Genomic DNA, 26,601 nt, shown 5'->3' on the forward strand with positions numbered 1-26,601 from the left:
AACTGGTCGCCAGATAATGCCCGCGATGTGTCGCGGGGTTTTGCGCGCGGCAGGGCAATAACGGTCGTCCCCGGCAAAGTCCCTTCCGCCGCAGCTATGTGGTTGCTATAGCCTAGCAACCCGTTTCCGTTCGCCCGGCCCAGCCACGATGCCACACCTGCAGAAAAGCTGAGCCCTCGTGCGCTTCGTCTTCCATCTTCTCCTGATGATCGCCATTGCGCTGGGCCTGGGCTTCTGGCTCAGCTGGTATGCCCTCACCGACGGCCGCATGTTCGGCACCGTGCAATCGGGGCCATGGACGGCCTGGCCCGATGTCGGCTCGCCGACGCCCAACCCCTATACCCGCGCCCATCTCACCCGCGAGGCCGCCCTGCAACTGGGGGCAAGCGAAGGGCTGGAGTTCGTCGCCACCACCGACAGCGATGGCCAGCCCCTCGATCTGGCCTGCACCTACCGGCTCGATGGTCACGTCCCCGTGTCCACCTTCTGGACGCTGGTGGCGGTCGACGCCGAGTGGCGCAACCTTGCCGCGCCCGGTACGGATGCAGCCCTTCGCTCGAGCGACGTGATCCGCGCCAACGACGGCAGCATGCGCGTCGAAGTGGGGCGGTTCCTCGCGCCCTATAGTTGGCTCGAACTCAGCGGCAGCGGCACCTTCAGCCTCGTCCTCACCCTCTACGATAGCACCGCGCTCACCGGTCTCTCTTCCGGCACGCCCGTGATGCCGTCGATCACGCGGGGGGCTTGCGCATGATCCGCACCCTGCTCTGGATTCTGGGCGGCCTGCTGCTCGGCGGCGTCATTCACCTGGTCACTATCCTCGCGCTGCCCCGCCTTGCCGAGGAGACACTCTGGACCCGCGTCTCCGCCATCGAGGCGCAAAACGTGATGACGGTGCTGCCCGAGATCCAGGCCGGCCAGGCCAACCCGCTTCATCTCGATCCAGACGTCGTCTACGGCATCTGCCAGCTCGATCTGACGCAGGGCCCCGCCTATCTCAGCGGCATCCTGCCCGACGCCTTCTGGTCGATCGCGCTCTTCGAGCCGTCCGGCACCATCGCCTATTCCACCACCAATCGCGACGGCATCGGGCAGAGCCTCGAAATGGGCATTTTCAACGCCGCGCAGACGCGGCTCCTGGCGCAGCAGCAGATCGACATCGAGGAAGGCCTTCTGGTCATCGAGTCGCCGGCAAACCAGATCTTCGCGCTGGTCCGCCTCGCGCCCCCGCACGAGGCCATGCGCGCCCGCTTCGCCGAGAAGCTGGCAGCCGTGCGCTGCGGACCGCAGACCTGACACTCCCCTTTGGAACGGCGGATCGGGTCAGCCGGCCAGCAGCCCCATCAACCCGCCCACCGCTGCCAGCGCCACCACCACGACCCAGGGCGCCGCCCGCCACGCCACAAGGGCGACGAACCCGCCCAGCGCCAGGGCAAGATCGACCGGTCCTCCCACCGCGCTCGTGAACACCGGATCGTAAAGCGCGAGCCCGAGCAGGCCGACCACGGCAGCGTTGGCCCCCGCCATGGCCGACCGGGCCCAGTGCCTCGTGCGCCACCCTTCCCAAAACGGCAGCACGCCGACCAGCAGCAGCATTCCGGGAAGGAAGATCCCGACGAGCGCGATCAGAGCCCCGACGACGCCGTTGGGCGGCCCCTGCACAATTGCCCCGAGATAGGCGGCAAAGGTAAAGAGCGGCCCCGGCACGGCCTGGGCTGCGCCATATCCCGCAAGGAACGCGTCGGGCGACACCCACCCGCGCCCCACCGTTTCCGCATCGAGCAGCGGCAGCACCACATGCCCGCCGCCGAACACCAGCGCGCCGGAGCGGTAGAAGGCGTCGAACAGCGCCAGCGCCGGCTGGCTTGCCGCAATCAGCGGCAGCCCCACCAGCAGCGCCGCAAAGACCACCAGCGCCACCGCGCCGGCCCGCCGCGACAGGCCAGCCAAGCGGGTCGGATCAGCCGACGGCACCTTGATGCCCGGCAGGGCCAGCCCCAGGGCAGCACCGAGCACAATGGCGCCCACCTGCCCCACAGGCCCGGCGACAAGCGCCACCACCAGAACCGAGAGAACCACGATCGCGGCGCGCCAGCGGTCGGTCACGAGGCTTCTGGCCATGCCGAAGACGGCCTGCGCGACCACCGCCACCGCCACCAGCTTGAGGCCGTGCAACACGCCCTGGGCCAAGGCACCGTCGAGGCTGGCAGCCCCATAGGCAAAAAGCACCAGCAGGATGGCCGATGGCATGGTGAACCCGGTCCAGGCAGCCAGCGCGCCCAGCGGTCCGGCCCGCCGCAATCCAAGCGCAAACCCGACTTGGCTCGAAGCTGGACCGGGAAGAAACTGGCAGAGCGCAACCAGATCGGCGTATTCGGCCTCGCCGAGCCAGGCGCGGCGTGTCACCAGCTCGTGGCGAAAATAGCCCAGATGCGCAATCGGCCCGCCAAAGCTCGTCACGCCAAGCTTGAGAAAGGCGAGAAACACCTCCCTTGCCGTTCCCCCGCCCACGCGTCCGTCCTCACTCATGCGTCAACTACTTCTGATCCACGATTTCCCGATCGTACACCATGGTCTGGAAGCGTGACGGTATGGTGAACCCTGTTGCTCCACGCGCCACCACGGCGCCGCTACAGAAATCGCCGCGGTTGGCCCGCTCCACCCATGGCCCCATGCGGCGCAGCGTTTCGTCCACGGCCATGGACTGCTCGTGCGGCGTTTCGACCAGGAGGTGATCGAGCGCGTAGGAATAGCTACGGTAACGGTATGTCAGCGCCCGTGTGAACCAGTCGATATGCCACTGGTTCTCCGTGCGTCGGGCCGCGACATCGGCGGCAACGCCCGGCTCCATGGCTGGCAACGAGGCCAAGGCCACTTGCCGCTGCCTATCCACCTCGATCACGGCGCAGATGGCGCGGAACGTATCGGGCAAGGTGTCGAGATCGGCCAGGATATGGCGCCCGACAGTCGCATAGCGCGTCGTCGAGGATTGGTATCGCGTCGTGCGCAGCCAGCTATAATAACGATCGAGGGTGAACCGGAAATCCTGCGCCCGCCCGATCCGCGTGCGCTGCAGTTCCACCGAGGCGTCGAACATCCAGTCGCGCGCATGCGGCGCAATCAGGAAGCGCCAGGTCCGGTCGTGCATCTCCCGTTCCTGGTCGGTCTGGTTGAAGCCCGATACCGGCTCGCCCCGCTGGCGCGCCATGAAGCTGCCCACGGCTGGCATGAGGTCGTCATGCAGCACGCTGGGCTTGGCCCGGCCGAAATCGCCCACCGGACGCGCCACGCACCCCGACAGCGCCAGGCCAATGATAAGCCCTGCCGCGACGACCCGCGCCCAAGCGTTACCCACGCTTGCGCTTGGGCCGCGACGGGTCGAGCCGATCAGTGGGTGGCGGCGTCGTCCCGCGTTCATACCGGACCCCAGTGAAAATCACGATCTGGGCGCTGCCGGGTGGTATCGGGCCGGCGCTGGCGGGTCGGTCCCGCCGACTGAATTTGAGCAGCTTTCCCAAGCTGGCCTCCATGGTGCACCGCTCCTGGGTCCCTCGACTCAGGCAGCGAAAAGAAATCGGTCTTCTGTTTTTGCGCGACGCCCCTCGCGCTGCCCCATTAAGAGATCGTCAAGGTTAACAGTCTGCTAACGAATTGCCGTCAAAACTCCACTGCATCAGCGCCGACACACCCTTTGAGTCTACGGTTCCGCGGAAAATGCTTGGATTTCAGCCTTACGAGACGTTCCAGCTCCTGATCGAAACGGGCGGCGTGGACCGGACAAATACTTTGCTGATCGCCGCCTGCGACGCCTATGCCCGGCGCGGCAAGCCGACCGGTCCAGAAATGGAACAATTCGAGGCGCTCGCCGGGCGCCTCTTTCCCATTGCCGGTCCCCAGGCCCGCGCCAAGGGTGCCGCGATCCTTGGACGCGCGGAACTGCTGTCCCCGATGCTCGAGCGGCTGGTGGTCGACAATATCGGTGAGGACCTGATCCCGTTCCTCGAAAAGGCGGTGGATTTGTCGGACCAGACGATGCTCGACATCATCGGCCGCTACGACGTCCCCGCCTGCACCACGCTGGCCAGCCGGGCGAACCTCTCCAACGTTGTGCTCGCCAAGCTCTTCCAGATGAATTCGCGCAAGGTATACCGCGCCCTAGCCGCCAACCCCCATATCGTGCCGCGCGGCGCCTATCTCAGCGCCCTCGCCCGCTCCGCGCAGATGGACCACCTCGTCGCCGAGGCCCTGGCGCGTCGCGATGACTTCGACGCCGGCCTCCTGGCCCCCGCCTTTTTCGATCTCTCCGACGCGCACCGCATCAAGGTGATCCAGGCCTTCGCGGAACGCTCGACCCCGATAGCCCCCATCGCCCGCACCATCGAGCAGTTGTCGGTGGCCTCCGCGGAGCTGACCAAGGCGTTGATGAAGCTCTTTTCCGAGAATCGCCGTCCCGAGGTCACCCGCCTCCTCGCCCAGATCACCGGGCTCGATGAGGTCCGCTGCGGCCAGATCGCGCACGACGTCACCGGCGCATCGCTGTTCGTCATCCTGCGCGCCTTCGGCGCCACGTCCTATGACGGGCTCAAGGTGCTGATCCACGCGACCAGCCACGACGAAGACCGCTCGCGCGCCCTGGCCGATTTTGCCAACATGTTCGCGTCGGTTTCGCCCAAGTCCATGGCTTACCTGATGAGCGCCTGGCGCGGCGAAGTGAACCTGCTCGAATTGACCAAGCCGCAATACCTGCCATCGATGCAGGAAAGCCGCCGCACGCCGGCTGCCCTCAGGCCGACGCAGAACCCGGTGGTGGATCACGCCCTCGAAGCGCTGTCGCGGCTGGGCGTCCGCCGGGCCGGCTAGCGGCGGTTCTCATCGGGCGAGACAATTTCGATCCCCGGATCGTCGGTCCGCAGATCGAGCCCCAGCACCCAGAGATCGGGGTCGAAGCGCTTTTCCTGCTCGATGCGCTCGTGCACGCGGCTGGGCTCGACTCTCTGAAAACGGCGTTGGAATATGGGGCCGACCCCCTCGCCGCGACTCACGAAGGGCGCCGGCGTGAAGAGCGAGCGCGTTCCATCCATATGGTCGACGTCGATGAAGACCTGCCCCGCGATCGGGTCGCCGCGCTGCACGACCACGCACATGTGCCCTAGATCGTTATGACGCCGGATGAAGGCCATGCACCACAGATCGCTGCGGATCGACGGCACGTCAGATGGTCGCCCCGGCCTCGCGCAGCAGGCCGACAAGGTCCGGCTGCACCTGCCCCGTGATCTTATAGCGATAGAAGTTCTCGAACTCCCGAATCGCCCGTGACGTCTCGGCGCCCGGCTTTCCATCGATCGGCGCGTGGAAGAAGCCCAGGCTCGCAAGGCCCCGCTGGATTTGCATCACCAGCTCGGTGTTGGTGGCGGGGGCCTGCGCCGGCACCGTCGGATCAGGCGAAATATCGGCCACCTGAACGGGCGGCGTCGGCGCGGCAACGGGCTTGTTGGCGACTACAGGCGCAGGCATGGCCTGCGTCACGGCCCGCGACGGGGTCTGCGCCACCTGCTGGGTCGACGGCAGGGCCATCGGCTGGAGCGAGGGGACATCGGCCTTGGGCACCGGAGGATTGGCTACCGGCTGCGCGGCCGGCCGGCCGCCGTCGAGGCCCGCAATGATGGAATCGATCGTCTCGGCGGCCGATTGAGCAACCTGGTCGAGCGCCTGCTCGGCCGGCGAGAGCGGGGGCAGTCGGGCCACGACGCGATCTTGCGCTACCGCCGGCTGTTCGGTCGGCACCGCCACCGGCTGCGCCCTCTGGGGCGCAAGGCTCGCCTGCTGCACCGGAGCCGGCTGCGCTTGCGGCGCGGGCACCGCGGCTGCCTGCGGTTGCGCCGGCGTGGTCATGCGCCCGGACGAATCGGAATCGAGGATGGCCCGAACCACGCTGGGGTCCATCGCCCCCATCGGTGTCAGCCCGTTGCGCTCTTCGAAGGCCCGGATCGCGCTGGCGGTCTTTGGGCCGTAATAGCCATCGACCGTCCCTTGGAAGAGCTGCAGTTCGGCCAGCTTCTTTTGCACTGCGAACACGTCCGCATTGCCCACGGGCGCATCGGGAATCGCCGGCGCGGGCGTCTGCACGCTGCCGGTCGTTTCGGGGCTCGTCACCGGCGGCAAGGCGGGCGCCACAGGTTCGGGCACCGCCACGCGCTGCACCGGCTTGGCTTGGGCCGGTTCGGGGATGGGGGCCACCGGCTCGGCGCTTGCCACGCGAACGGTCGGCGCAAACAGAGGGGCCGGATGGTGCTTGGTCTGGAAGTAAAGCGCATTGCTTCCGGCAAGGGCGGTGAGCGTCACAAGCGCCAAAAGGCCCGTGGAGGCCAAAGGGGCGCGCATGTAGCGCGACAGGGTCCACTGGCCGGCCCGGCCAAGAGTGCCCAACAGGGCGCCTCCCGCCGTGAGCGGCAGCTGGGTCAGTAAGGTTGCCGTCATTGCGCTTTTCTTTTTTCGTCTGGCCATGAAGTGGTCGCGGTGGGCGCTGAGTCTCTATGCAGTGTGAGGATGTCGGCAGTGTCGCTCTGTTTGGTTTCCGGACCGTTTATGGGCAGGAGAATGGTCATGGTTGTCCCTGCCCCGATTTCGGACATGGCCCGCAGCGTGCCGCCATGCAGTTCCACGAGGCCCTTGACGATGGACAGGCCGAGGCCCGTGCCCTCATATTCGCGCGTCAGCCCGTCCTGCACCTGGAAGAACGGCTCGCCGATCCGCTTGAGGGCCGTCGGCGCCATGCCGATGCCGTCGTCCCGCACGGAGAAATTGATCGCCTGCCCCTGCCGCTTGACGGAAACGGTGACCGCCCCGCCTTCGTAGCTGAACTTGATGGCGTTAGAGAGCAGGTTGATCAGGATTTGCCGGCACACCCGCTCGTCCGCCGTCAACAGCGGCAGACCGGCCTCGATGTCGGTGCGCAGGCGGACACTACGCGCCTGGGCCAGCGTTTCCACCATGGAAAAACACGCGGGCACCATGGCCCCGACATCTACCGGCTCGGCCTGGATTTCAAAGCGCCCGACCTCGATCTTGGACATGTCGAGCAACATGCGCACCACCTCGAGCAGGTGCTTGCCGCTCTGGTGGATCAGGCCGGCATATTCCTTGTGCGTGCTCGAGAGTTCTCCGCCGATGCCACTCGACATCATCTCGGAAAACCCGACAACGGCGTTGAGCGGCGTGCGCAATTCGTGGCCGATCGTGGCGAGGAACCGGGATTTGGCCTGCGACGCCTCTTCGGCGGCGGCCCGCGCCTCGGCCATGGCGGCCTCCGCATCCTTGCGCGCCGTCACGTCGCGCAAAAGAGCGATGACTTCATAACGTCCGCCGGTTGGCCCCGCCTCGCGAATCGGAGAGAACCCGATTTCCACCCAGATGAAGGCCGGCACGTTACTGGCGGCGCGCGGATCGTCCTGGCGCATCCGCACCTCGATGGTCCGGTTGCGGCCACCCTGGTTGGCATCGGCAAAGGCGGTGAGGTAGGCGGGCCGGTCGAGCACGTGCAGGCGCTCGCCAATGCCTGCCGCCGTCACCTGGTAGCGCGGGCACCCGAACAGCTTTTCGGAGGAGTGCGACGCAAGCAGGACTTGCCCGTCACACGAAAAGCGCAGCACGGCGTCCTGCACGTGTTCGATCAGGTGCCGGTAGGCATTGATCTGCGTCTTGTCGTGCACCTCGTAGCCGGCATTGATCCGGTGTGCACAATAGCCAACGACCCCAACGGCAACCACGAATCCGGCCACCGAGCAGACCATGACGGCCGAGCCCTGCAAGGCAAAGGGAGCCCAGCCGAACCCCGTTCCGATCGCTCCGGCGAGCGCCACCGGCACAATAGCCAGCCAGCTCAGCCGGCGCATCTGCTGCGGACCGATCAGGGCGGCAAGCACCGGTCCCATGAGGGCCGTAGCCAGTCCGGCATCGGCCAGCGCAGGGTCGGCCAGCGTCAGCACCAGCCCCAGGGCAACGAGGGTGGACATGCCGGCCAGCGCAGCCTCGTCGTGCCGGCCCTGGTTGACCAGCGAGAGGGCGATCATGCTGCCCGCGAGCACGAGGGTCGACAGCAGAAACGGCAGCGCTGCGCCGGCCACCAGCGGATAGACGGCGAGCGGCATGGCCAGGAGCGCTGAAAAGCACAGGATCTGCGCGGCATGGGCGATGGTCTTGCGACGCAGGATTTCGGGGCGGCTACCGGGGCCGGCCTTGGCCGCATCCTCCCCTGTTCCGGCCCTGAAGAGCATCGCAAAGCGCATTGATAAACTCACGAAGTGGACGCCTTTTTCGTGGACCTTCCCGGTTGGCCGAAGCCGTTTTGGGGGAGAGCCATGTGCCCGGATGAGCTCCGGGTCTGTTGCAAGGAACCCTGATCCGCTAACCGCTAAGACAGGTTTAAGCGCGGCCACCTGGGAGGCGCCGCAGCAGCCGGGAGGGGCCGCTTTGTATGGTTAGCGTAAACAAGCCGTTGCGCTCCTTCTCAAAAAGCACGGCATTTGAATTGCATTTTATCTATTGCCGCCAAGCCGGCTTAAGAGCCCTGCCCTAGGGTGCTGGGCATCGGACGGGATGGCCCCGCCCGCCCCGGATGGACCCGATGTTCCTGCTGCTTCGTTCCGCTTTCTGGCTCACGCTCGCCTTCATGGTCATCCGGCCAGGGTTTGACGTGCAGCAGGCCGCAGCCAGCGTCTCGGCCGATGCCTTGAGCCGGGGCAGCCAGTTCGTGGCAAGCCAGATCGACGCCATCGAGTGCCAGGATTTTACCTGCGCCAGCGGCAAGGCCATCGCCGCCGCCGCCCTCACACCTGCTCCACCGGCCGCCGCTCCCATGCATGACGATGTGGCGGCCGTTCCTTTCCCCAAGCCCCGGCCGGGATACGCGGGATAAGGCCATAAGGGCCTGATTGCTACTCCGGTGGGTCGCCTCGCTTGCCCAAGCGGTACTACTCCAGCGGCCCCCGGCTCCTGCCGCAAGCACGCTGCCCCGTGCTTGCGGCATTTTTCTGCACCACTGGCAAAGGCTCCCGCTCTGTCCTAGATAGGGCCCATGAGCCAGCCCCAAGCCTTCCAGGACATCGCCGATAACCTTGCCTTCCTCGACGATTGGGAGGAGCGGTATCGTTATCTCATCGAGCTCGGCCAGGCCCTGCCAAAGCTTGAGGAAGCGGAGCGCACGCCGCAGAACAAGGTCAATGGCTGCGTCTCGCAGGTCTGGCTCGTGGCCCAGCCCGAGACCGTCGAGGGCCAGCCAGGCCTCGGCTTTCGCGGCGAAAGCGACGCCATGATCGTGCAGGGCCTCGTGGCGGTGCTGCTGGCGCTCTATTCGCACCGGCCGGCCGGGGAGATCGCGGCCACCGATGCCATCGCGCTCTTTGACGAGCTCGGCCTGCGCGAGCACCTCACCACGCAGCGCTCCAATGGCCTGGTCGCCATGGTCAACCGCATCCGTGCCGAAGCCCAGGCCCGCGTGGGCGGCTAAGGCTGGACGTCATCGGCAAACATCGGCGGGCGCTCAGGCAGCCAGGCGCTGACCCGGCCGCTGGCGGTGCCGCTTGCTTCCGCGCCCAGGTGCCAATGCGCCGCCAATTGGTCGAGCGCAATGCGCAGCACCAGCTTGGCGCTGCGCCGGGGCCACCCCTTTTCCAGCTCGATCTGCTGCAGTCCCTTGTCGAATCCGCACACGTCGATCACCACGCCCCAGCAGTCGGGCGGCATGGCGCGCGCCAAATCGTTGAGGCGCGCCCGCGCTTCGGCCGCCGTCCCGGCCAGCGTGTCCTGATTGTTCGCGCCACGATGGCCGATCCGCGTGGGGTCGTAGGACATCGTCACGCGCTGCCGCAATTGCGCCCGCTCGATCATTCGCACGAGTCGGCGCGCCGATTCGCGGTGACCGTCAGAGAGATACCCGGCACTGCCGCAGAGGCGCCCCACCGCCTCGGGCAGGCCAACTATGCTCGCCTCTCCTCTACTCATCTGCCCCCGCCTCCCCGGCCTCGATCAATTCCTCGAGCCGCGTGACTTCCGCATCGAAGGTCGGATCGTCGCGCAGATCCTCCACTTGGGCGCAGGCGTATGAGACTGTTGTCCTATCCCGCCCGAACACCTCGGCCACCTGCGACAGGCTCTGCCCAAGCATCACGTGCGACAGGTACATTGCCAGGTGCCGGGCCTTGGCGGCATTGGCGCGGCAGCGAGAAGGGTTTATTATGAGCCGGATAGGGACACGCTTTTGCCGCGCAACAAGGCGGACCACGCGCCCGCAGGCCGCGCGTTGCGCCGGTGTGGGGGTTGGTTCTTCTGATAACGAACTCATAATGGCCTCTGCACATTATAGGAATATATTCCTAGATTTGCAGATTGCCATCCCCCGGGGATAAATCAGGCTCAACTCGTTGCTGGAGCAATAAAAAAGGCCGCCCGAGGGGCGGCCTGGCATTCACAGCACGCTAAACGGTCAGCCGACCTTGCGGCCCAGCCCGTTGTCCTTGGCGAGCTTCGAGCGGGTTGCCGAGTAGCTCGGGGCAACCATCGGGTACTCCGCCGGCAGGCCCCACTTCTCCCGATATTCCTCGGGCGAGAGATTGTAGTGCGTGCGCAGGTGCCGCTTGAGGGATTTGAACTTCTTCCCGTCTTCGAGGCACACGATATAGTCCGGAGCCACCGATTTCTTGACTGGCACAGCGGGCTTGAGTTCTTCCACGGGAGCCGGGGCCTCATGGCCCTGCAGCGCCCGGAGCGCTCCGTGCACCTCGGAAATCAGCTTCGGCAAGTCGCCGGGGCTGACGGAATTGTGGCTGACATAGGCCGACACGATCTCTGTGCTCAATTCGATCAAGTCGGCGTCCGGCCCGGTAACCAGGCCAGTTATATCGTTCATGGCAAAAGCCTTCCGCTATAAAGTAGTTGGCGGGGCCGCAGGGCGCTACCGCGTTGATTGATTACCTACGTCTCTTTACTGTTCAGCGCAACCTTTATATATCATATATTATTCGTATCGTGCGAGCTTTGTGTGGCAGGATTTAGGTCAGACTTTGATTCAAGTTCGTCGAGTAGTGTTTCTTCACAGGGCCGATAACCCGCTATGTAACTGGCACGCGCCAAAAGATGTGCAGAAACCGGCGTTGTCAGAATGAGGAATACAACGCCAGCCAGGGCCCGCAGCGACACTGCGGCATCTTGGCTGATGAACGCAACGGCAAGCAAAATAAACCCTCCTCCTACGGCGCCCGCCTTTGAGGCGGCGTGCATGCGGGTATAAAGATCGGGCAGGCGAAGAACGCCGATCGTCGCCAGCAGCATGAATATTGCACCGATCAGCAACAGTATTCCGCCAATAAGTAGAATCACGTCCTCGATCATCCTTGGCCTGCCTTTGCGGCTTCGTGGTGGCGCAACAGGATGTATCTGGCGAAAGCCACCGTCGCGAGAAAACCCAGCAGCGCCAGCGCGATGGCGATATCGAGATAAAGCGTCAGGCCGGTCCGCACCGCAATGGCGCCCACAAAGCCCATGGCGATCACCGTGAGCAGGTCCAGCGCCAGCACGCGGTCCGAGAGGCTGGGGCCGATGACGATCCGGACGCCGGCCAGAATCAGCGACAGGCCCAGAATGCCCAGCGTGATCAGGGTCACGATGTCGATGAAGCCTGCCGCCGTCATTCGAACACCTCTCGCACCTTGCGCTCGAACCCGTCGGAAATCTCCGAGACCAGCGCCTCCTTGCTGCTCAACGCCAGCGTGTGCACGTAGATCACCTGCCGATCGGCCGAGACGTCGATGCTCAGCGTGCCGGGCGTCAAAGTGATCATGTTGGCCAAAATCGTGATCTCGGCGTCGGTCTTGAGGCTCACCGGCACGGCGACGATGGCGGGGCTCAACGCCTTCTCGATGTTGGGCCGGATCACGATCAGCGCCACCCGCACCGCGCTGACCACCAACTCGTAGAGGAAGAGAAGGACGAGCCCCAGGACATGCCGCACCGTGCGCAGGGCGCTGGGCGAACCCACATGGTCGCGCAGCAACAGCACCGCCCCGCCACCGATGATCGCCCCGAAGATCAGGTTGAGGCCGGAGAAATTGCCGGTAATGCCACCCCAGCCGATGGCGAGCAGGATAACCAGGAAGGCCGGTGTCATGGTGTCTCTCCCGCAAGTCCGACGGCCTCGACATAACGCGCCGGATCCACGATATCCCCGGCGGCCAGCCGCGCCCCCTGCATCACGGGCTCGGGCCAGAGCCCCGCAACCACGATCAGCGCCGTCAGCACTGCCGTCGCAGCATAGCCCACGCGGCCCCGCCCCGTCAGCGGCGCCAGCAAACGAGGCGCGTCGGAGGGCGCTGCATCAATGGGCCCGCTGCGCCAGAAAATATGCCCCCAGAGCCGGGCTCCCGCGATCAGGGTCAGCACGGCGTTGACCAGAAGCGCGATGACAAGGACGACGCCAACGGTTCCCGGCGCCGGACCAGTCGCGCCCTGCGAAAACCCGGCTTCGAGCAGCAAGAGCTTGGGCCAGAAGCCGAGGAAAGGCGGCACGCCCGCCGCAGCCAGCACCAGCACGAGGAAGATTACCGAGATCGAGCCGCTGGCAGCATAGAGCCCACCCATCTGCCGGCTGTCGGTGGCCCCGGTGCGCTTTTCGACAAGGCCGGCAATCATGTAGAGCGCCGTCATGGTGAAAAGCGCGTGGAAGATATAGAGCCCCGCTCCGGCGACCCCGAGCAGGCTGGGCATGCTGAGGCCGGCCATGATGGTGCCGATCCCGCCGATCACGATAAAGCCCACGGCCCGCCGCAGATTGGTTTCGGCAATCGCCCCCAAGGGTCCGATGACCAGCGTGCTGATGGCGATCATCGCCATCACCGGCTCGAGCAGGTCGCGGCTGCCGGGCAGCACGGCAACCAGCGCGCGCAGCATGGCGTAGGCGCCCACCTTGGTCAAAAGCCCGGCAAACAGCGCCGACACGGAAGCGGGTGGCGTGTGGTAGGAGGCTGGCAGCCACGCATTGACGGGAAAGGCCGCCGCCTTCATGCCGAAGGCCAGCAGCAACAGCGCCGCCACGCCCGCCATCGCCGCCGGGTTGGCAGCCGGCGCCACGCGCATGATGTCGGCCATGTTGACCGTGCCGAGCAGGCCGTAGAGCAGGCCCAGCGCGAGGAGGAAAAACGTCGTGGCGAGGAAATTGAGAAAGCCGTACTTCACCGCTCCATCGAGCTGGATCGGCCGCCCGCCGAACACGATCAGCCCAAAGGACGCGATCAGCATCACCTCGAACCAGACATAGAGGTTGAAGAGGTCCCCGGTCAGGAACGCGCCGGTCACGCCGGCGAGCAGCAGCAACACCATCGCATGGAATGTGTCGGCCTCCTGCGCGTCCCCGCGGTCGATTTCCGCATAGACCAGCACGATCGCGGTCACGACCGCCGCGCCCAGTGCAAAGGCGGCGCTGAAAATGTCGGCGGTGAGGCTGATGCCGAAGGGCGGCAGCCACTTGCCCATCGTCATGCTGACCGGCCCGTCCGCCAGCACGCGCAGCAACAGCGTCACCTCACACGCGATGATGGCGAAAACCACCGCCAGGGCCACGAGGAGTGGCGTCGAATTGGAACGCCGCATGGTCAGCAGCGCCGCCGCGCCCATCAGGCCAAAGACGATCGGCAGCACGATCACCCAGTCGGCAGCCGGCGTCATCGCCTCGATCATGGCCTGGGGCAAGTCGGTAGTCGGTGTCGGTGTGGCCATGCGGTCAGTAGCTCAGCGGCGGGTTGGGGGTCTGTTCCGGCTCGGCCAGGCGCATGGTGTCGGTATTGTCGGCATCCAGGCTCTGGTAGGCGCGGAAGGCCAGCACCAGCAGAAAGGCGAACATCGAAAAGCCGATGACGATGGCAGTGAGGATCAGCGCCTGCGGCAGCGGATTGGCGATCGGGCCGGACGGCTGCTCCAGCGCCGAAGGAATGATCGGCGCCACCTCGCGCGTCACCCGGCCGGCGGTGAAGATCAGCAGATTTACGCCATTGCCCAGGATGGTCATGCCGATCAGCATGCGGATCACCGAGCGCGAGAGGAGCAGGTACACCCCCATGGCGATAAAGAGCCCGACGAGCGCGGCCAGCACGTAGTCCATCAGAGCTCCTCCTCGCGATCGCTTTCGAGCGCCAGCGCAATGGCCGAAATGGTGCCGAAGACCACGCAATAGACGCCGATATCGAAGAACAGCGGCGTCGAGAGCGGGATGGTCGTTTCACCGATCGGCAGGTAGAGCCAGATGCTAGTCATGAAGGGCGACGCGGTAAAAAGGCTCAGCACGCCGGTGAACCCGGCAAGGAACACGCCGAAGCCGGCAATGGCCATGGGGTCGACCCGCAGTGCCTGCCGCACCGTGGCGACCCCCGAGGCCATGCCGAAAACGCCGATGGCGGCCGCGCCGATCAGCCCGCCGATAAAGCCGCCCCCCGGCTCGTTATGCCCGCGCAGGCAGACATAGACGGAAAAGACCAGCATAGTCGCGACGATGAGCGGCGCGATGGTGCGAAAGATGATGGTGTTCATGCCTCGGCCTCCGTGACCCGGTGGTTCGGCTCCGTCGGGTCTGCCGATCGCGGTGGCAGCGGTGCCTTGCGGCGGCGCAGCAGCGCCAGGATGGCGATGCCGGCGCCCATCACTACCGAGATTTCGCCCAGCGTATCGAAGCCGCGGTAGTCGACGAGGATCACGTTGACGATGTTGTGCCCATGCGCGATCGGCACGCTGGTCTGGGTGAAGAAATCCGACAGGCGCGTGTCGAGCGTTCCGGTCAGCACCAGCATCAGCAGCAGGCTCACCCCGGCCCCGCAGACGATGGCCAGCGTCCCGTCGCGCGCCCAGTCCTCGAACGGCCGGTGGTCGCGCTCGTCGAGCCTGAGGCGCGTCATGACCAGCGCCAGGATCACAACTGAAAGGATTTCCACCATGAATTGGGTGAAGGCCAGGTCCGGCGCGCCGAACAGCAGGAAGATCATGGCCAGCGCCGTGCCCTGCGCCCCCAGCGAGAGGATGGCGACGAGGCGCGTGCCCGCGATCAGCACGGCGACGAGGCCAAGGACCGCGAGCAGGATGATGCCCCATTCGTAGGGCTGCAGCCCGGGCAGCACCAGCCGCTTGGACCAGTCGCCCAGGTCGGCCGCCGGCACCAGCCAGTCGAAGCCGCCAAAGGCAAACATCGGGCCGAACACCGCCAGCGCCAGGCCGGCAAAAACCACGGTCAGGTAGAATTCGAGCTGGCCGTGGTGGAAGAAGCGCGTCACCGCCCCGGCAAAACGGATGAGGCCGAACATCACCGCATCGAACACCGTGTCGGCCGTCCAGCCAAGGCCCTGCTCGAAGCGCCGCAGCAGCGTGCGCATCGTGTCGGCCTGCCGGTAGAACAGAATGCCCAGCGCCCAGGTCAGTGCCGAGAGCCAGAGCAGCGGGCTGGTGAGGTCGATGGCGAGCGACAGATGGCTCTTGACCGTCTCGCCCAGCACGGCCGAGGCGGCCGGCACCAGCACGTCGTGCCCCACCCAGTCGGGCAGCAGCCCTGCGACGATACCCCCGGCGCCGAGCAGGATCGGCCCGGCCAGCATGGCGATCGGCGCCTCGTGTGGCGGCTTGGGCGTCGGCGCCAAATCCCCCAGGAACGGCCGGATCAGCACCAGCAGGGCAACACCGGCGAGCAGGGCATTGCCCAGCACCAGCACGATCAGCGCCAGCGCGGTCTCCCACTGGCCACCGATGAGCCCCAGATACATCTCTTCCTTGGCAAAGTACCCTATGGTCAGCGGCAGGCCGATCATCGACAGCGCCGCCAGCCCCGCGCCGATAAAGGTCACCGGCATCTTGTCGGCCAACCCCCGTAGCGTGGTGATATCGCGCGTGCCCGTTTCGTGGTCCACCGCCCCGGCGACCATGAAGAGGCCGGCCTTGTAGAGCGCATGGGCCAGGAAATAGACCGCCATGGCGGCGATCGAGGCTTCGGTGCCGAGCCCGATCAGCAGCACGAGAAGGCCCAGCGACGCGATGGTCGACTGCGCCAGGATCTGCTTGAGGTCGGTCTGCCGCAGCGAGCCCAGCGCGCCCCAGAGCAGCGTCACCCCGCCGATGATGGTGAGCGTCAGCGTCCAGGCCTCGGTGCCGCCCAGCGACGGCGACATGCGCGCCAGCAGATACACGCCCGCCTGCACCATGGTGGCCGAATGAAGGAATGCCGAAACCGGCGTCGGCGCCTCCATGGCGTTGGGCAGCCAGAAATGCAGCGGAAACTGCGCCGACTTGGTGAACGCGCCCCCCAGGATGCAGACCAGCACCGCCCCATAGAGGCCCGAGCCGCGCAGCACCTCGCCCATGCCCCGCACCGCGCTCAGGTCCCAGCTTCCGGCGATCTGATGGATGAGGATGCCGCCGGCCAGGAGGAACATGCCGCCGATATTGGTGATGACCAGCGCCTGGATGGCGCCGCGCCGCGCCGCCTGCCGCCCATGGTCGAACCCGATCAGCAGGAACGAGGTGATCGAGGTCAGTTCCCAGAAGGTGAACAGCGCGAGGAGACTGTCCGACAGCACCAGTCCCAGCATGGCGCCCATGAAGGCGAGGATGAACCCGAAGAACCGCCCCTGATGCGGATGCCCCTTCAGGTACGCCCCCGAATAGAGCACGACCAGCGCGCCGATGCCGGAGATGGTGAGCGCGAACAGCAGGCTCAGCCCGTCGACGAAAAAGCTCAGGCGAATGTCGTAGGAGGGGATCCAGTCGAGGCCAGCACTGATCGTCCCGCCCGAAACGATCGGCTCAACGAAGCCGAGCAGATAAAGAAAGATTCCCCCCGGCACGAGCGCCAGAATCCAGCCACTTACGGGCCGGATGAAGCGGTGCACGAAGGGCGCGACGAAGGCGGCGAGAAAGGGCACCAGCGCGACCAGCAACAGGCTCGTGTCCAGGCTCAACCCCAAATCCATTACCCCCGGCGCGTCGAACGATTCCTCGGCATTACTGCGGTGCGACCTTAACCATTGGGGATTGCACGACAAGCGTAATCGGCCGCGTGTGGCGATCCGTCCAAAGGTTTCCGCTGCTGCCCCCCGGTCTGGCTTTCCCCACGCCGGGGGCCTATGTGCTGTGCACCCGCCTCGACCACTTCAGCTCAAATCGTCCGGAAAGACCATGGTCCAGCCACCCCTCGCCAAGCGCATCGCCCATTCATCGAGCCATCATGGCATTGTCCGTGAGGACCCATGGGCGTGGCTCCGCGCCGACAACTGGCAGGAGGTGATGCAGAAGCCCGAGGTGCTGGACGAAGAAATTCGCGCCTATCTCGAAGCCGAGAACGCCTACTACGAAGACCATTTCGGCAAACCGACGGCGGATTTGCAGGATCGGATCTATCGCGAGATTCGCGGGCGCATCAAGGAAGACGACAGCGGCGTCGCCTCGCCCCACGGCCCCTTCGCCTATAATTCGCGCATGATCGAAGGCCAGCAATACCCGCTGGTCGTGCGCACGCCGCGCGCAGGCGGTGCCGAAACCGTGCTGCTCGATTGCAACAAGGAAGCGGGCGAGGGCTATTTCGGCTTTGCCGGGGCCAGCCACGACGACACCCACCGCTACCTCGCCTGGGCGGCCGACCGGGCCGGCTCGGAATATTACGACATCGTCGTGCGCGATCTCGACACCGGCATCGACAGCGAGGAGATCATCCGCGGCACCGCCGGAGGCTATGTCTGGTCCAACGACAGCCGGGCCATCTACTACACCGAATACGACGACAACCACCGCCCCTGGCGCATCCGGCGCCACGACATCGGCACCGCCCAGGCCGATGATCCGGTGATCTACGAAGAACGTGATCCGGGCTTCTTCGTCAGCGTCGGCAAGACCCTTTCGGACAAGTTCATCGTCATCGACGCGCATGACCACCAGACCAGCGAGGTCTGGCTGATCGACGCGGCGACGGGCGGCCAGCCGCGCTGCGTCTCCCCGCGCCAGACGGATCGTGAATACGAGATCGACGAACGCAGCGGCACGCTCTTCATCCGCACCAACGCCGATGGCGCCGAAGACTTCAAGATCGTCACCGCCCCGGCAGACGATCCGGGTTCGGAAAACTGGGTCGACCTCGTGCCCCATCGGCAGGGCGTGCTGATCCTCGACCTCATCGTCCTGTCCAACCACATGCTGCGCCTCGAGCGCTTCAACGGCCTGCCGCGCATCGTGGTGCGCGACCTGCGCACCGATCGGGAAGAGACTGTCCATTTCGAGGAAGATGCCTATTCGCTCGGCATGTCGGTCGGCTACGAATTCGACACCTCCGTCTTCCGCCTCACCTATTCCTCCCCCACCACGCCGCAGCAGACCTTCGACGTCGATCTCGAAACCGGGGAGCGTACCCTCCTCAAGACGCAGGAAGTGCCCTCCGGCCACGATCCTGACGACTACGAGACGCGGCGGCTGTTCGCCCGCGCGCCTGACGGAGAAGAGGTCCCGGTGACGCTTCTCTATCGCAAGGGCCTCGTCCTCGATGGGTCCAATCCGACCCTGCTCTACGGCTATGGCGCCTATGGCATGAGCATGCCGGCGGCGTTTTCCGTCTCCGTCCTGTCGCTGGTCGATCGCGGCTTCGTCTATGCCATCGCCCACGTCCGGGGCGGCATGGAAAAGGGCTATCGCTGGTATCGGCTCGGCCGGCGCGAGCACAAGACCAACACCTTCACCGATTTCATCGCCGCCGCCGAAATGCTGATCGAGAAGGGCTATACCGCCAAGGGCCAGATCGTCGCGCAGGGCGGATCGGCGGGCGGCATGCTGATGGGCGCCATCGCCAATATGCGGCCCGAGCTCTGGGCCGGCATCGTGGCGCAGGTGCCGTTCGTGGACGTGCTCAACACCATGCTGGACGACACGCTCCCCCTCACCCCGCCCGAGTGGCCCGAATGGGGCAATCCCATCACCTCGATCGAGGACTATCGGCGCATTGCCGCCTATGCCCCCTACGAGCAGGTCAGCGCCCAGGCCTACCCGCCGATCTTCGCCCTTGCCGGCCTCACCGATCCGCGCGTCACCTATTGGGAGCCGGCCAAATGGGTTGCGCGGCTGCGCGCCACCGGGCTGGGCGAGGCGCCGCTCTACCTGCGCACCAATATGGGTGCGGGCCACGGCGGCGCATCGGGCCGCTTCGACCGGCTCAAGGAAACGGCCATGTGCTATGCCTTCGCCATCAAGTCTGCCGGCCTCGACGGTTAGGCGACCGAGCCCGTCGATAAGATGGTCGAGGAAGCGCCCGCGAACGCTCTTCCGCGCAGTCCTGCAAAATGGCGACCGGTCCGATCGGCCGCCATTTCTTTTGCCGCGTTTACCTTGAGCGGCATTGTGTAGGGATAAGCCGCACTCGTCCCTTCAACCGGTCACCCGCCCGTGTTAACGAACCCTTAACTCTTTAAGGAGCGTTCGTGACAGGCAAGACCGTCGCCATCCTGGCTGGCAATCCGGCCCTCAGTGCGTTGCTGACCATGGTCCTGGCCGGGGATACGCGCCTGCGCGTCCGGCCCTTCGAGGGCGAGCGGGAGCTGGTCTCCTATATGGGCATCGCGCCGCTCGACATGCTGGTCATCGATTTCGACCGCGAAGATCGTCCCGCCTACGAGATCGTTGAAGCGATCCGCCTCAACCCCTCTCTGGTCTCGCGCGATCTGCCCGTCATCGGCCTCACCCGCGCCATCACGCCTCCGATGCGCGAACAGACCATCAGCGCCGGCATCGATGAGGTCCTCGTCAAGCCGATGTCGCCGCGTCACCTGCTGCAGCGCGTCCAGGCCCGGCTCCTGCACCGCAGCGTCGTTGGCCTTTTGGGCTCCGGCTATCGCGGTCCCGAGCGCCGCGATCGCGTGCCGTTCCGGCAGCCCGACATTCGCCCGGCGCGCCGCAGCACCGACAATGTCGTGCCGCTCTTCCCCGACCGTCGCCAGCGCGAAGCCGAGCCCCTTCACTAACGCTATTTGCGCTGCGCCAGCAGCCAGCTGATCTTGTTCCAGAGATCGTCGACGCTGTCGGCGAACTGCACCTTGCGGTCGTGGCCCGAAACGCTGTGCGCCAAGACGTCGGCGGCAAACCCGCGCATCGCTTCGAAGGCCCGGTGCCGGTTGAGCATCACCACCGGCACGCCCTGCCCCGCTGCCCACGCCCCAAACAGGGCCGTGGCAGAAGCCAGCGATCCGGGCAGTCCGACAAGCACATCGACCTTGGCCAGTTGCGCCATGCGCTCGGCGCGGTCCGGCACCACCGAAATGGGCACGGCCGCCAGCGCCGCGGGCAGCACGATGCTGGCGTCCGCCAGCACCGTCACCGTACCGCCTGCCGTGCGTGCCGCCGAAATCAGCGGCACTGGCACGACGCCCTGTTCCGCGAGGCACACCATCTCGACCCCTTTGCGCGCAAGAAGACGCCCCGCCTCGCCCATGAGGCTGGCGCGCTCCGGGTCTCCCGGCCCGCGGTCCGATGTCAGGATGCCGATCGTTGGGCTGGCCATCTCAGCGCCGCCTCAATCCGCCGAGAATGCCCCGGACGATTTCGCGCCCGAGCGTATTGGCGACGCTGCGCGCCAGCGAGGTCATGGCGGCCTCGGTCGGGCTCTGGCGCGTGCTGCGGCGCGGAGTATTGGCGCGCTCCAGTCTCTCCCGATCCCGCGCCAGTTCGTCCGCCTCGCGCTGGCGCTGGTCTTCGTACTGGGCCCGCTCGGCGTCCAGCTGCTTGTCCCGCGCCCGCCGCTGCAGGATTTCGAACGCCGACTCTCGATCCGTCACACTGTCATAAAGCCCCCCGACCGGTGAGTTTGCCATGATCGCGTCGCGTTCGGCCGGCGAGATCGGTCCCACTTGCGCCGAAGGGGGCCGAATCATCGTGCGCCCCACCATGGAGGGGACGCCCTTGTCCTCCAGCACGGAGACCAGCGCCTCGCCGATGCCAAGCTGGGTGATCGCGTCTTCCGTCGAAAAGGCCGGGTTGGGCCGGAACGTCTCGGCCGCCACCTTCACCGCCTTCTGCTCGCGCGGCGTATAGGCGCGCAGGGCGTGCTGCACCCGGTTGGCGAGCTGCGCCAGCACGCTTTCGGGAATGTCGACGGGGTTCTGCGTGACGAAATAGACGCCGACGCCCTTGGACCGGATCAGCTTGACCACCTGCTCCACCTTGTCGACCAGCGCCTTGGGGGCGTCGTCGAACAGCAGGTGCGCCTCGTCGAAGAAGAAGACGAGCCTGGGCTTGTCGAGGTCTCCCACCTCGGGCAGTTCCTCGAACAGTTCCGAGAGCAGCCAGAGCAGGAACGTGGCGTAGAGCCGCGGCGCCTGCATCAACTGGTCAGCGGCCAGGATCGAGACGAAGCCGCGCCCGTCCGTATCGGTGCGCATGAGGTCGGCGACGCTGAGCGCCCGCTCGCCGAAGAAATTGTCCGCCCCCTGCTCCTCCAGCACCAGCAGCGCGCGCTGAATGGCGCCGATGGATGCCGTCGTCACATTGCCATAGCGCCCGGAAATCTCCCGCGCCCGCTCCTGCACCTCCGTCAGAAGTGCCCGCAGGTCCTTGAGGTCGAGCAGCAGCAGGCCTTCGTCATCGGCCAGGCGGAACGCGATGTTGAGCACACCCTCCTGCGTGTCGTTGAGGTCGAGGATGCGCGCCAGCAGCACCGGCCCCATCTCGGAGATGGTGGTGCGCACCGGGTGCCCCTGCTTGCCGAACAGATCCCAGAAGATCACCGGAAAGACGTCATCGGCGAACTCGGAAAAGCCGATCTCCTCGGCGCGCTTGGTCTGCCAGGCCTGCGCCTGCCCCATGCGCGAGATGCCGGACAAATCCCCCTTGATATCGGCGGCGAACACCGGCACCCCGGCCGCCGAAAACCCTTCGGCCAGCACCTGCAGGCTCACCGTCTTGCCCGTGCCGGTGGCGCCGGTGACGAGGCCATGGCGATTGCCATATTTGAGGTTGAGGTATTCCGGGCGGTCGCTCACTCCCAGAAAAATCTTGCCGTCAACGAGCATCCGAACCGCCTTGTCCCACATGGAGTCGCGCCCGTTATAGCCAGCAGGAGCCAAGTGGGACAAGCAAGCACCGACAGTGTTCGTTCACCACCGCCCCCGGATTGCCTCGCTTCGCGCCGCCATTCGGGCAGTATGTTGTCATGAAAAGTCCCCGTCTCACCCGTCGCGCGGTCACTCTGGGTGGCCTCGCGGTCGCAGCCGCCGCCCTTGTCCCTGGCCTCACCCTGGCGCAGGAGTTCGACCCTGCCTCCACGGCTGACCAGACCGGCGCGCTCCAGGCCGCCATTGACGCCGCGGCCCCGGCGGGACGCCTCCTCCTGCCGCCGGGCCGCTTTCGCGTCTCCGGCCTTCGCCTCCCCTCCAGCATGACGATCGAGGGCATTCCCGGCGCGACATGGCTTGTCGCCCAGGGCGCGGCCATCGGCGCCATTTCGAGCGTGTCAAACCTCACCCTGCGCGACATCGGCTTTGTCGGCGACAGCGGCAGCGATGCTCTGCTGGCGATCGAGCGCAGCAGCGGCGTCACCCTCACCAGCTGCCTCTTCCGCGACAGCCCCGGCATGGCGCTCCAACTTTCGGCCAGCGCCGCCATCATTGATGGCTGCGACTTCTCCGGCCATGGCGATGCCGCCATCCACGCCATGGACAGCACCGGCCTCTTCATCACCGGCAACCGCATCGCCCGCTGCGGCAATGCGGGCATCCGCATCTGGCGCTCCGAAAGCGGCGCCGACAATTCCATCGTGCGCGGCAACGTCATCTCCGAGATCGACTGGCGCGACGGCGGCAACGGCCAGAACGGCAACGGCATCAACGTCTTCCGCGCCGACAACGTCATCGTCGGCGACAACGCCATTTCCGGTTGCGCCTTCTCCGCCATCCGGCTCAACGCCACGCGCAACGCGCAGGTCAGCGGCAATCAGTGCCTCGCCTCGGGCGAAGTGGCCATCTTTTCCGAGTTCGGTTTTTCCGGCTCCATCATCGCCAACAACGTCGTCGACGGCGCGGCTGGCGGGATTTCCATGACCAATCTCGACGCCGAGGGCCACATGGCCGTGTGCTCGGGCAATATCGTGCGCACCATTGCCCCGTCCTCTGCGGTCAATCCCGACACCCGCCCCTTCGGCATCTTCGCCGAAGCCGATGCCGCGATCGCCGGCAATGTCGTCGACGGCGTTCCGGGCATCGCCATCGGCGCCGGTTGGGGACCGTATCTGCGCAACGTCGCCATCAGCGGCAATGTGGTCACCAACAGCCGCATCGGCATCGGCGTCAGCGTGGCCGAAGGCGCAGGCGCGGTGACCATCACCGGCAACCAGCTCGACGCCACCGAGCACGCCATTGCCGGCATGCGCTGGACGCAGGTCGCCGAACCCGATCTCGCCGCCGCCGCCGACCGCTACCCGCAGCTCAGCTTCCGCTAGCTTCGCGATAGGCCCTCGCCAGCGCTGCCATCAGCGAGCCGATCTGATAGGGCTTGCGCACCACGGGCACTTGCGAGAGGTGCTCGGGGATGGCGCCGCCTTCGCCATAGCCGGTCGCGAACACGAACGGCACGCCCAGCGCGGTCAGCTTTTCAGCCACCGGCACCGAGGTCCCGACGCCCAGGTTGACGTCGAGCATCGCAATGTCGGGCCGGCGCGTGTCCAGCAGCCGCAGCGCCTGGTCGGCCGCATTGGTCGTGCTGATCGCCTCGAAACCCCGGTCGGCGAGCATGGTTTCCACGTCCATGGCGATCAGCATCTGGTCTTCGAGAAGAAGGATATGCAGGTCGGCCGGCAAGGCATCGCGCTGCGCCTTGGGGGCCTGCGCGTCCACGACGTGAACCTTCACCACCGTCCCGCCGCCCCGCAGGTTCCGCGCCGGCAGACAGAACTCGGCCCGCAGGCCATCGGGCGCATAGGTGATGTCGCTGGTGCCGTTGAGCTCGTACGGCAGGCTGCGATCGAGCAGCGCGGTGCCAAAACCCTGCCGGGTGGGCGGACGCACCGGAGGGCCATCGAATTCCTGCCACTTGAGATGGCAGTCGCCATTTTCAGCCAGGTCCCAGTTGATCGAGAGACGCCCACCTGCCACCGAAAGGGCGCCATATTTGGCCGCATTCGTCGCCAATTCGTGCGACACCAGCGCCATCACCGAAAACGCCCGTGCGTCGAGCCAGACATCGGGGCCGACAATGTCCGCCACATTACTGCTGGTGCGATAGGGGCTCAATTCCGCCTGCAGCAGATCGGCCAATCGTCCGCCGCCATCGCCGCGGATCACTTGGTCATGCGCCAGCGCCAGTGCCTGGATGCGGCCCCTGAGCGAATCGACATAGTCCTGCAGGCTCTTGCCCTCCTGCACGGGCTGCCCCACCAGCGACTTGATCACCGCGAGGATGTTCTTGACCCGATGGTTCAGCTCCTCGTTGAGCATGCGCTGGCGCACGTCGGATTTGGCGCGCTCATCGGCCATCAGCTCGCTGTGGCGCAGGAGCACCTCAACAATGGACGAGCGCATCGCCTCGGCGATTTCCCGCTCGCTCTCGGACCAGGGTTCGGCCTGGCGATGCACCGTCTCCTTCCAGATCGCAAAGCTCTTGCGCGGCGTCAGCCGATCCCCCATCGGTCCGGTTTCGTAGGATTTCTCCGGATTGCCCGCCCAGTTCAGCGTCTGCAGCATCTCCTTGCGAAAAAAGAAGATGTAGTCGCGCGGCAGTTGCGAGAGCGGTATCGCCAGAAGTCCAGCAGCGTCCCCGTAATAGTCCTCGGCCGGAGCAAACCGGCTGGCGACCGCGTGGGTCGCCCACACTCGATTATCCGCCACGCTGCCGACGAACCGGGCGAGGTCCGGGATGGCATCGAGCGGCGGCGTGCTGCCAAAGCCCGTCCACACGCCGTCGAGATAAAGCCCGAACCCGTCATTGCGCAGGACGTCTCCCATCTCCTGCACCTGCTCCACCAGAAGATCGGCTACGTCGCGCCCGGTGGCCATCTGCTGGATGCGATCGAGATAGGCCCGCGCCCGCGCCGCCGTGTCGAGACGCAACTTCTGCCGCAGCGTGCCCAGATGCAGCGACAGGAAATCACCGAACATCTCGGTCGCCACCCGCAGCGCCATCGGTAGCACCTTGGGTGAATAATTGTGGCAGGCGATCATGCCCCACAACTCGCCGTCGACGATGATCGACACCGACATCGACGCCCCCACGCCCATATTGCGCAGATATTCGCAGTGGATCGGGGAAACGCTGCGCAGATGCGCGTAGGACAGGTCCAGCGGCTCGCCCGAGGCATCGAACTGCGGCACCAGCGGCACCGGACTAAAGCGCGAGTCCGAAATGACCCGGATGGTGTTCTTGAGGTAGAGCGCCCGCGCCTGCCTGGGGATGTCCGTGGCTGGAAAATACTGGCCAAGAAAACTCTCGAGGTCCGGGCGCTTGGCCTCGCTGATCACCTTGCCCGAGCCATCGGCTTCGAACTGGTAGATCATGACCCGGTCGTAACCGAGCAGACCGCGCACCAGCCGCGCCGTCTGGCGGGCCAGCGGCAGGATTTCGTTGATGCTGGACACCCGGCCGATCATCGTGCGCGCCAATTGCAGCGGCTGGTCCGGATGATCGCCTGCGTGGATCTCGAACTCGATGATGACGTCGGAGAGGTAGCGGTGAATGGCAATGTCCGCCGTCGCCCCATTGGCGAGCTTTTGCCCGATCATCAGCGCCGGCCGCCCGGCGTCACCGGCCGTGGCCAGGGCGTTGCGCAAGGTATGGGTCAACTCGCCGCCCAGCACGGCCTCCAGCGTCATGCCGTTGGGGTCGGCCGGAAGGCCCAGCATGTCGGGCGCATTGGCCGAGTGGCGCAGCACGGTTGTCACCGTCACGTCCGTCGCTAACAGGGCCCCGTGCGGCTGGATGCTGCCCGGGATATGGATCGGTTCGCGATCGCAATTGGTCAGGTCGACCGGTTGGGACGGGTTCATGCGGGGACGACGTCGCCGGCAAAGGCGCTTTTGGCCTGCTGGAACGTGGCGGAGCTGGCCTGAACCACCCGGTCCATGTCCAGACCCTCTGCGCTTTCGAGAAGATCGAGATAGCGCCGCCACCGCGCTGCGCCATTGGCCTGTGCCGCCAGGTGCCGCGCTCCGAAATCAGAGGAGAGACCCAGAGCCTCGGCCCGCTTGAGCAGCACCTGCGCCCCCAGGCTCGATCCCTGCAGCACGTAGCTGACGCCCATCAGTTCATCCGTATCGCGCGGCCCCTCCAGCGCTTCGAGCGGAGGCATGTCGAGGCCAAGATCCGCCAGATCCTGTTCGATGCTCCCGGCGATGACCGTCGGGCGCCAGTCCGCGAAGGCGTCCGGCCAGGCCGCGTCCCGCAGACTGCGCTCCACAGGCAGCCGGAAGGCGGTCATGTGCCTGAGGTACCGGCCATATTCGCACAGCGTAGAAAACGACCCGACCGCGTCGTCGACAGCGTCGTGCAACGTCGTCGTCTGTTCGCGGAGGGCCCAACGTCTCGGGGTATGCGGCATCAAGCTGTCCAGTTCACCGAAGGGCG

27 protein-coding genes are annotated in these 26,601 nt (G+C 66.0%); 8 read left to right on the plus strand and 19 right to left on the minus strand.

The window, feature by feature from the left end; translation table 11 throughout:
• Positions 1 to 178: 178 nt before the first annotated feature.
• Both IC608_RS07695 and IC608_RS07700 read left to right on the plus strand, forming a co-directional pair.
• Complete coding sequence (locus IC608_RS07695) at positions 179 to 754, plus strand: DUF1214 domain-containing protein (protein ID WP_191774192.1); 576 nt, start codon at positions 179 to 181, stop codon at positions 752 to 754.
• Positions 751 to 1,296 (plus strand): DUF1254 domain-containing protein, encoded by a 546-nt coding sequence (locus tag IC608_RS07700; protein ID WP_191774194.1) that lies wholly within the window; start codon positions 751 to 753, stop codon positions 1,294 to 1,296. Before IC608_RS07695 ends, IC608_RS07700 begins: the two co-directional genes overlap by 4 nt.
• A 27-nt stretch (positions 1,297 to 1,323) precedes the next feature.
• Here the strand turns inward: IC608_RS07700 and chrA are convergent, their stop codons facing one another.
• Positions 1,324 to 2,529: a chromate efflux transporter gene (gene chrA, locus IC608_RS07705; RefSeq protein ID WP_191774196.1), complete on the minus strand. Its 1,206-nt coding sequence runs from the start codon at positions 2,527 to 2,529 to the stop codon at positions 1,324 to 1,326.
• Between the two features lie 7 nt (positions 2,530 to 2,536).
• Positions 2,537 to 3,418: a hypothetical protein gene (locus tag IC608_RS07710; protein ID WP_191774198.1), complete on the minus strand. Its 882-nt coding sequence runs from the start codon at positions 3,416 to 3,418 to the stop codon at positions 2,537 to 2,539.
• Between the two features lie 296 nt (positions 3,419 to 3,714).
• Here IC608_RS07710 and IC608_RS07715 point away from each other — a divergent pair, with 296 nt between their 5' ends.
• On the plus strand, positions 3,715 to 4,860 hold the full coding sequence (locus tag IC608_RS07715; RefSeq protein WP_191774200.1) for a DUF2336 domain-containing protein: 1,146 nt from the start codon (positions 3,715 to 3,717) through the stop codon (positions 4,858 to 4,860).
• On the opposite strand, the gene IC608_RS07720 is transcribed toward IC608_RS07715, so the two are convergent.
• The 3 genes from IC608_RS07720 to IC608_RS07730 are packed head-to-tail and all read right to left on the minus strand — an operon-like array spanning position 4,857 to position 8,285.
• A complete protein-coding gene (locus IC608_RS07720) occupies positions 4,857 to 5,210 on the minus strand; it encodes a DUF1491 family protein (protein WP_345890864.1) in 354 nt (117 codons plus the stop codon). The two genes, IC608_RS07715 and IC608_RS07720, sit on opposite strands and share 4 nt — an antisense overlap.
• Before the next feature lies 1 nt (position 5,211).
• Entirely contained in the window at positions 5,212 to 6,477 is a 1,266-nt protein-coding gene (locus IC608_RS07725) for a peptidoglycan-binding domain-containing protein (protein WP_248306264.1), read from the minus strand.
• Positions 6,474 to 8,285 (minus strand): PAS domain-containing sensor histidine kinase, encoded by a 1,812-nt coding sequence (locus IC608_RS07730; protein WP_191774206.1) that lies wholly within the window; start codon positions 8,283 to 8,285, stop codon positions 6,474 to 6,476. Before IC608_RS07730 ends, IC608_RS07725 begins: the two co-directional genes overlap by 4 nt.
• A 338-nt stretch (positions 8,286 to 8,623) precedes the next feature.
• Here IC608_RS07730 and IC608_RS07735 point away from each other — a divergent pair, with 338 nt between their 5' ends.
• Together IC608_RS07735 and IC608_RS07740 are read left to right on the plus strand one after the other, a co-directional pair.
• Positions 8,624 to 8,914 (plus strand): hypothetical protein, encoded by a 291-nt coding sequence (locus IC608_RS07735; protein WP_191774208.1) that lies wholly within the window; start codon positions 8,624 to 8,626, stop codon positions 8,912 to 8,914.
• 159 nt (positions 8,915 to 9,073) lie between these two features.
• Positions 9,074 to 9,505, plus strand: coding sequence for a SufE family protein (locus tag IC608_RS07740; RefSeq protein ID WP_191774210.1), 432 nt, complete (start codon positions 9,074 to 9,076; stop codon positions 9,503 to 9,505).
• Here the strand turns inward: IC608_RS07740 and IC608_RS07745 are convergent.
• The 10 genes from IC608_RS07745 to IC608_RS07790 form a co-directional block, all read right to left on the minus strand.
• A complete protein-coding gene (locus IC608_RS07745; protein WP_191774212.1) occupies positions 9,502 to 9,999 on the minus strand; it encodes a DUF6456 domain-containing protein in 498 nt (165 codons plus the stop codon). The two genes, IC608_RS07740 and IC608_RS07745, sit on opposite strands and share 4 nt — an antisense overlap.
• On the minus strand, positions 9,992 to 10,339 hold the full coding sequence (locus IC608_RS07750; protein ID WP_191774214.1) for a helix-turn-helix domain-containing protein: 348 nt from the start codon (positions 10,337 to 10,339) through the stop codon (positions 9,992 to 9,994). The genes IC608_RS07745 and IC608_RS07750 overlap by 8 nt, the downstream gene beginning before the upstream one ends.
• Positions 10,340 to 10,480: 141 nt before the next feature.
• Entirely contained in the window at positions 10,481 to 10,903 is a 423-nt protein-coding gene (locus IC608_RS07755; protein ID WP_191774216.1) for a Ros/MucR family transcriptional regulator, read from the minus strand.
• 101 nt (positions 10,904 to 11,004) lie between these two features.
• Positions 11,005 to 11,385 carry a monovalent cation/H(+) antiporter subunit G gene (gene mnhG, locus IC608_RS07760; RefSeq protein WP_191774218.1) on the minus strand — a complete coding sequence of 127 codons (381 nt, stop codon included), beginning with the start codon at positions 11,383 to 11,385 and terminating at the stop codon, positions 11,005 to 11,007.
• Positions 11,382 to 11,684 carry an MrpF/PhaF family protein gene (locus IC608_RS07765; RefSeq protein WP_191774220.1) on the minus strand — a complete coding sequence of 101 codons (303 nt, stop codon included), beginning with the start codon at positions 11,682 to 11,684 and terminating at the stop codon, positions 11,382 to 11,384. Before IC608_RS07765 ends, mnhG begins: the two co-directional genes overlap by 4 nt.
• A complete protein-coding gene (locus IC608_RS07770; RefSeq protein ID WP_191774222.1) occupies positions 11,681 to 12,160 on the minus strand; it encodes a Na+/H+ antiporter subunit E in 480 nt (159 codons plus the stop codon). Before IC608_RS07770 ends, IC608_RS07765 begins: the two co-directional genes overlap by 4 nt.
• Complete coding sequence (locus tag IC608_RS07775; RefSeq protein WP_191774224.1) at positions 12,157 to 13,764, minus strand: proton-conducting transporter transmembrane domain-containing protein; 1,608 nt, start codon at positions 13,762 to 13,764, stop codon at positions 12,157 to 12,159. The genes IC608_RS07770 and IC608_RS07775 overlap by 4 nt, the downstream gene beginning before the upstream one ends.
• Positions 13,765 to 13,768: 4 nt before the next feature.
• On the minus strand, positions 13,769 to 14,146 hold the full coding sequence (locus IC608_RS07780) for a Na+/H+ antiporter subunit C (RefSeq protein WP_191774226.1): 378 nt from the start codon (positions 14,144 to 14,146) through the stop codon (positions 13,769 to 13,771).
• Positions 14,146 to 14,571, minus strand: a complete 426-nt coding sequence (locus IC608_RS07785; protein ID WP_191774228.1) for an MnhB domain-containing protein — start codon at positions 14,569 to 14,571, stop codon at positions 14,146 to 14,148. Before IC608_RS07785 ends, IC608_RS07780 begins: the two co-directional genes overlap by 1 nt.
• Positions 14,568 to 16,979: a putative monovalent cation/H+ antiporter subunit A gene (locus IC608_RS07790; RefSeq protein WP_248306265.1), complete on the minus strand. Its 2,412-nt coding sequence runs from the start codon at positions 16,977 to 16,979 to the stop codon at positions 14,568 to 14,570. Before IC608_RS07790 ends, IC608_RS07785 begins: the two co-directional genes overlap by 4 nt.
• Positions 16,980 to 17,196: 217 nt before the next feature.
• Between IC608_RS07790 and IC608_RS07795 the strand changes: the two genes are divergently transcribed.
• Positions 17,197 to 19,272 carry a S9 family peptidase gene (locus IC608_RS07795; RefSeq protein WP_191774231.1) on the plus strand — a complete coding sequence of 692 codons (2,076 nt, stop codon included), beginning with the start codon at positions 17,197 to 17,199 and terminating at the stop codon, positions 19,270 to 19,272.
• A 206-nt stretch (positions 19,273 to 19,478) separates the two neighbouring features.
• Positions 19,479 to 20,018: a response regulator gene (locus IC608_RS07800; protein ID WP_191774234.1), complete on the plus strand. Its 540-nt coding sequence runs from the start codon at positions 19,479 to 19,481 to the stop codon at positions 20,016 to 20,018.
• Positions 20,019 to 20,020: 2 nt separating this feature from the next.
• Here the strand turns inward: IC608_RS07800 and IC608_RS07805 are convergent, their stop codons facing one another.
• Both IC608_RS07805 and IC608_RS07810 read right to left on the minus strand, forming a co-directional pair.
• Positions 20,021 to 20,554, minus strand: a complete 534-nt coding sequence (locus IC608_RS07805) for a hypothetical protein (RefSeq protein WP_191774236.1) — start codon at positions 20,552 to 20,554, stop codon at positions 20,021 to 20,023.
• A gap of 1 nt (position 20,555) precedes the next feature.
• Positions 20,556 to 22,061: a helicase HerA-like domain-containing protein gene (locus IC608_RS07810; RefSeq protein ID WP_191774238.1), complete on the minus strand. Its 1,506-nt coding sequence runs from the start codon at positions 22,059 to 22,061 to the stop codon at positions 20,556 to 20,558.
• Positions 22,062 to 22,201: 140 nt separating this feature from the next.
• On the opposite strand from IC608_RS07810, the gene IC608_RS07815 reads away from it, so the two are divergent.
• Positions 22,202 to 23,485, plus strand: a complete 1,284-nt coding sequence (locus tag IC608_RS07815; RefSeq protein WP_191774240.1) for a TIGR03808 family TAT-translocated repetitive protein — start codon at positions 22,202 to 22,204, stop codon at positions 23,483 to 23,485.
• Here IC608_RS07815 and IC608_RS07820 read toward each other — a convergent pair.
• Positions 23,472 to 26,024 (minus strand): HWE histidine kinase domain-containing protein, encoded by a 2,553-nt coding sequence (locus IC608_RS07820; RefSeq protein WP_191774242.1) that lies wholly within the window; start codon positions 26,022 to 26,024, stop codon positions 23,472 to 23,474. The genes IC608_RS07815 and IC608_RS07820 overlap by 14 nt on opposite strands.
• Positions 26,021 to 26,575: a biliverdin-producing heme oxygenase gene (locus IC608_RS07825; protein ID WP_191774244.1), complete on the minus strand. Its 555-nt coding sequence runs from the start codon at positions 26,573 to 26,575 to the stop codon at positions 26,021 to 26,023. Before IC608_RS07825 ends, IC608_RS07820 begins: the two co-directional genes overlap by 4 nt.
• Between the last annotated feature and the right edge of the window lie 26 nt (positions 26,576 to 26,601).

The organism is Devosia oryzisoli, from assembly GCF_014837245.1.
Taxonomy (GTDB): Bacteria; Pseudomonadota; Alphaproteobacteria; order Rhizobiales; family Devosiaceae; genus Devosia; species Devosia oryzisoli.

Coding starts and splice junctions, on each gene's coding strand:
- IC608_RS07770 (WP_191774222.1), bottom strand. CDS start 12,160: ATGACACCGGCCTTCCTGGTTATCCTGCTCGCCATCGGCTGGGGTGGC.
- IC608_RS07815 (WP_191774240.1), top strand. CDS start 22,202: ATGAAAAGTCCCCGTCTCACCCGTCGCGCGGTCACTCTGGGTGGCCTC.
- IC608_RS07750 (WP_191774214.1), bottom strand. CDS start 10,339: ATGAGTTCGTTATCAGAAGAACCAACCCCCACACCGGCGCAACGCGCG.
- IC608_RS07730 (WP_191774206.1), bottom strand. CDS start 8,285: ATGCGCTTTGCGATGCTCTTCAGGGCCGGAACAGGGGAGGATGCGGCC.
- IC608_RS07825 (WP_191774244.1), bottom strand. CDS start 26,575: ATGCCGCATACCCCGAGACGTTGGGCCCTCCGCGAACAGACGACGACG.
- IC608_RS07805 (WP_191774236.1), bottom strand. CDS start 20,554: ATGGCCAGCCCAACGATCGGCATCCTGACATCGGACCGCGGGCCGGGA.
- IC608_RS07820 (WP_191774242.1), bottom strand. CDS start 26,024: ATGAACCCGTCCCAACCGGTCGACCTGACCAATTGCGATCGCGAACCG.
- IC608_RS07745 (WP_191774212.1), bottom strand. CDS start 9,999: ATGAGTAGAGGAGAGGCGAGCATAGTTGGCCTGCCCGAGGCGGTGGGG.
- IC608_RS07740 (WP_191774210.1), top strand. CDS start 9,074: ATGAGCCAGCCCCAAGCCTTCCAGGACATCGCCGATAACCTTGCCTTC.
- IC608_RS07810 (WP_191774238.1), bottom strand. CDS start 22,061: ATGCTCGTTGACGGCAAGATTTTTCTGGGAGTGAGCGACCGCCCGGAA.
- IC608_RS07715 (WP_191774200.1), top strand. CDS start 3,715: ATGCTTGGATTTCAGCCTTACGAGACGTTCCAGCTCCTGATCGAAACG.
- IC608_RS07755 (WP_191774216.1), bottom strand. CDS start 10,903: ATGAACGATATAACTGGCCTGGTTACCGGGCCGGACGCCGACTTGATC.
- chrA (WP_191774196.1), bottom strand. CDS start 2,529: ATGAGTGAGGACGGACGCGTGGGCGGGGGAACGGCAAGGGAGGTGTTT.
- mnhG (WP_191774218.1), bottom strand. CDS start 11,385: ATGATCGAGGACGTGATTCTACTTATTGGCGGAATACTGTTGCTGATC.
- IC608_RS07765 (WP_191774220.1), bottom strand. CDS start 11,684: ATGACGGCGGCAGGCTTCATCGACATCGTGACCCTGATCACGCTGGGC.
- IC608_RS07780 (WP_191774226.1), bottom strand. CDS start 14,146: ATGGACTACGTGCTGGCCGCGCTCGTCGGGCTCTTTATCGCCATGGGG.
- IC608_RS07735 (WP_191774208.1), top strand. CDS start 8,624: ATGTTCCTGCTGCTTCGTTCCGCTTTCTGGCTCACGCTCGCCTTCATG.
- IC608_RS07700 (WP_191774194.1), top strand. CDS start 751: ATGATCCGCACCCTGCTCTGGATTCTGGGCGGCCTGCTGCTCGGCGGC.
- IC608_RS07710 (WP_191774198.1), bottom strand. CDS start 3,418: ATGAACGCGGGACGACGCCGCCACCCACTGATCGGCTCGACCCGTCGC.
- IC608_RS07725 (WP_248306264.1), bottom strand. CDS start 6,477: ATGACGGCAACCTTACTGACCCAGCTGCCGCTCACGGCGGGAGGCGCC.
- IC608_RS07775 (WP_191774224.1), bottom strand. CDS start 13,764: ATGGCCACACCGACACCGACTACCGACTTGCCCCAGGCCATGATCGAG.
- IC608_RS07795 (WP_191774231.1), top strand. CDS start 17,197: ATGGTCCAGCCACCCCTCGCCAAGCGCATCGCCCATTCATCGAGCCAT.
- IC608_RS07785 (WP_191774228.1), bottom strand. CDS start 14,571: ATGAACACCATCATCTTTCGCACCATCGCGCCGCTCATCGTCGCGACT.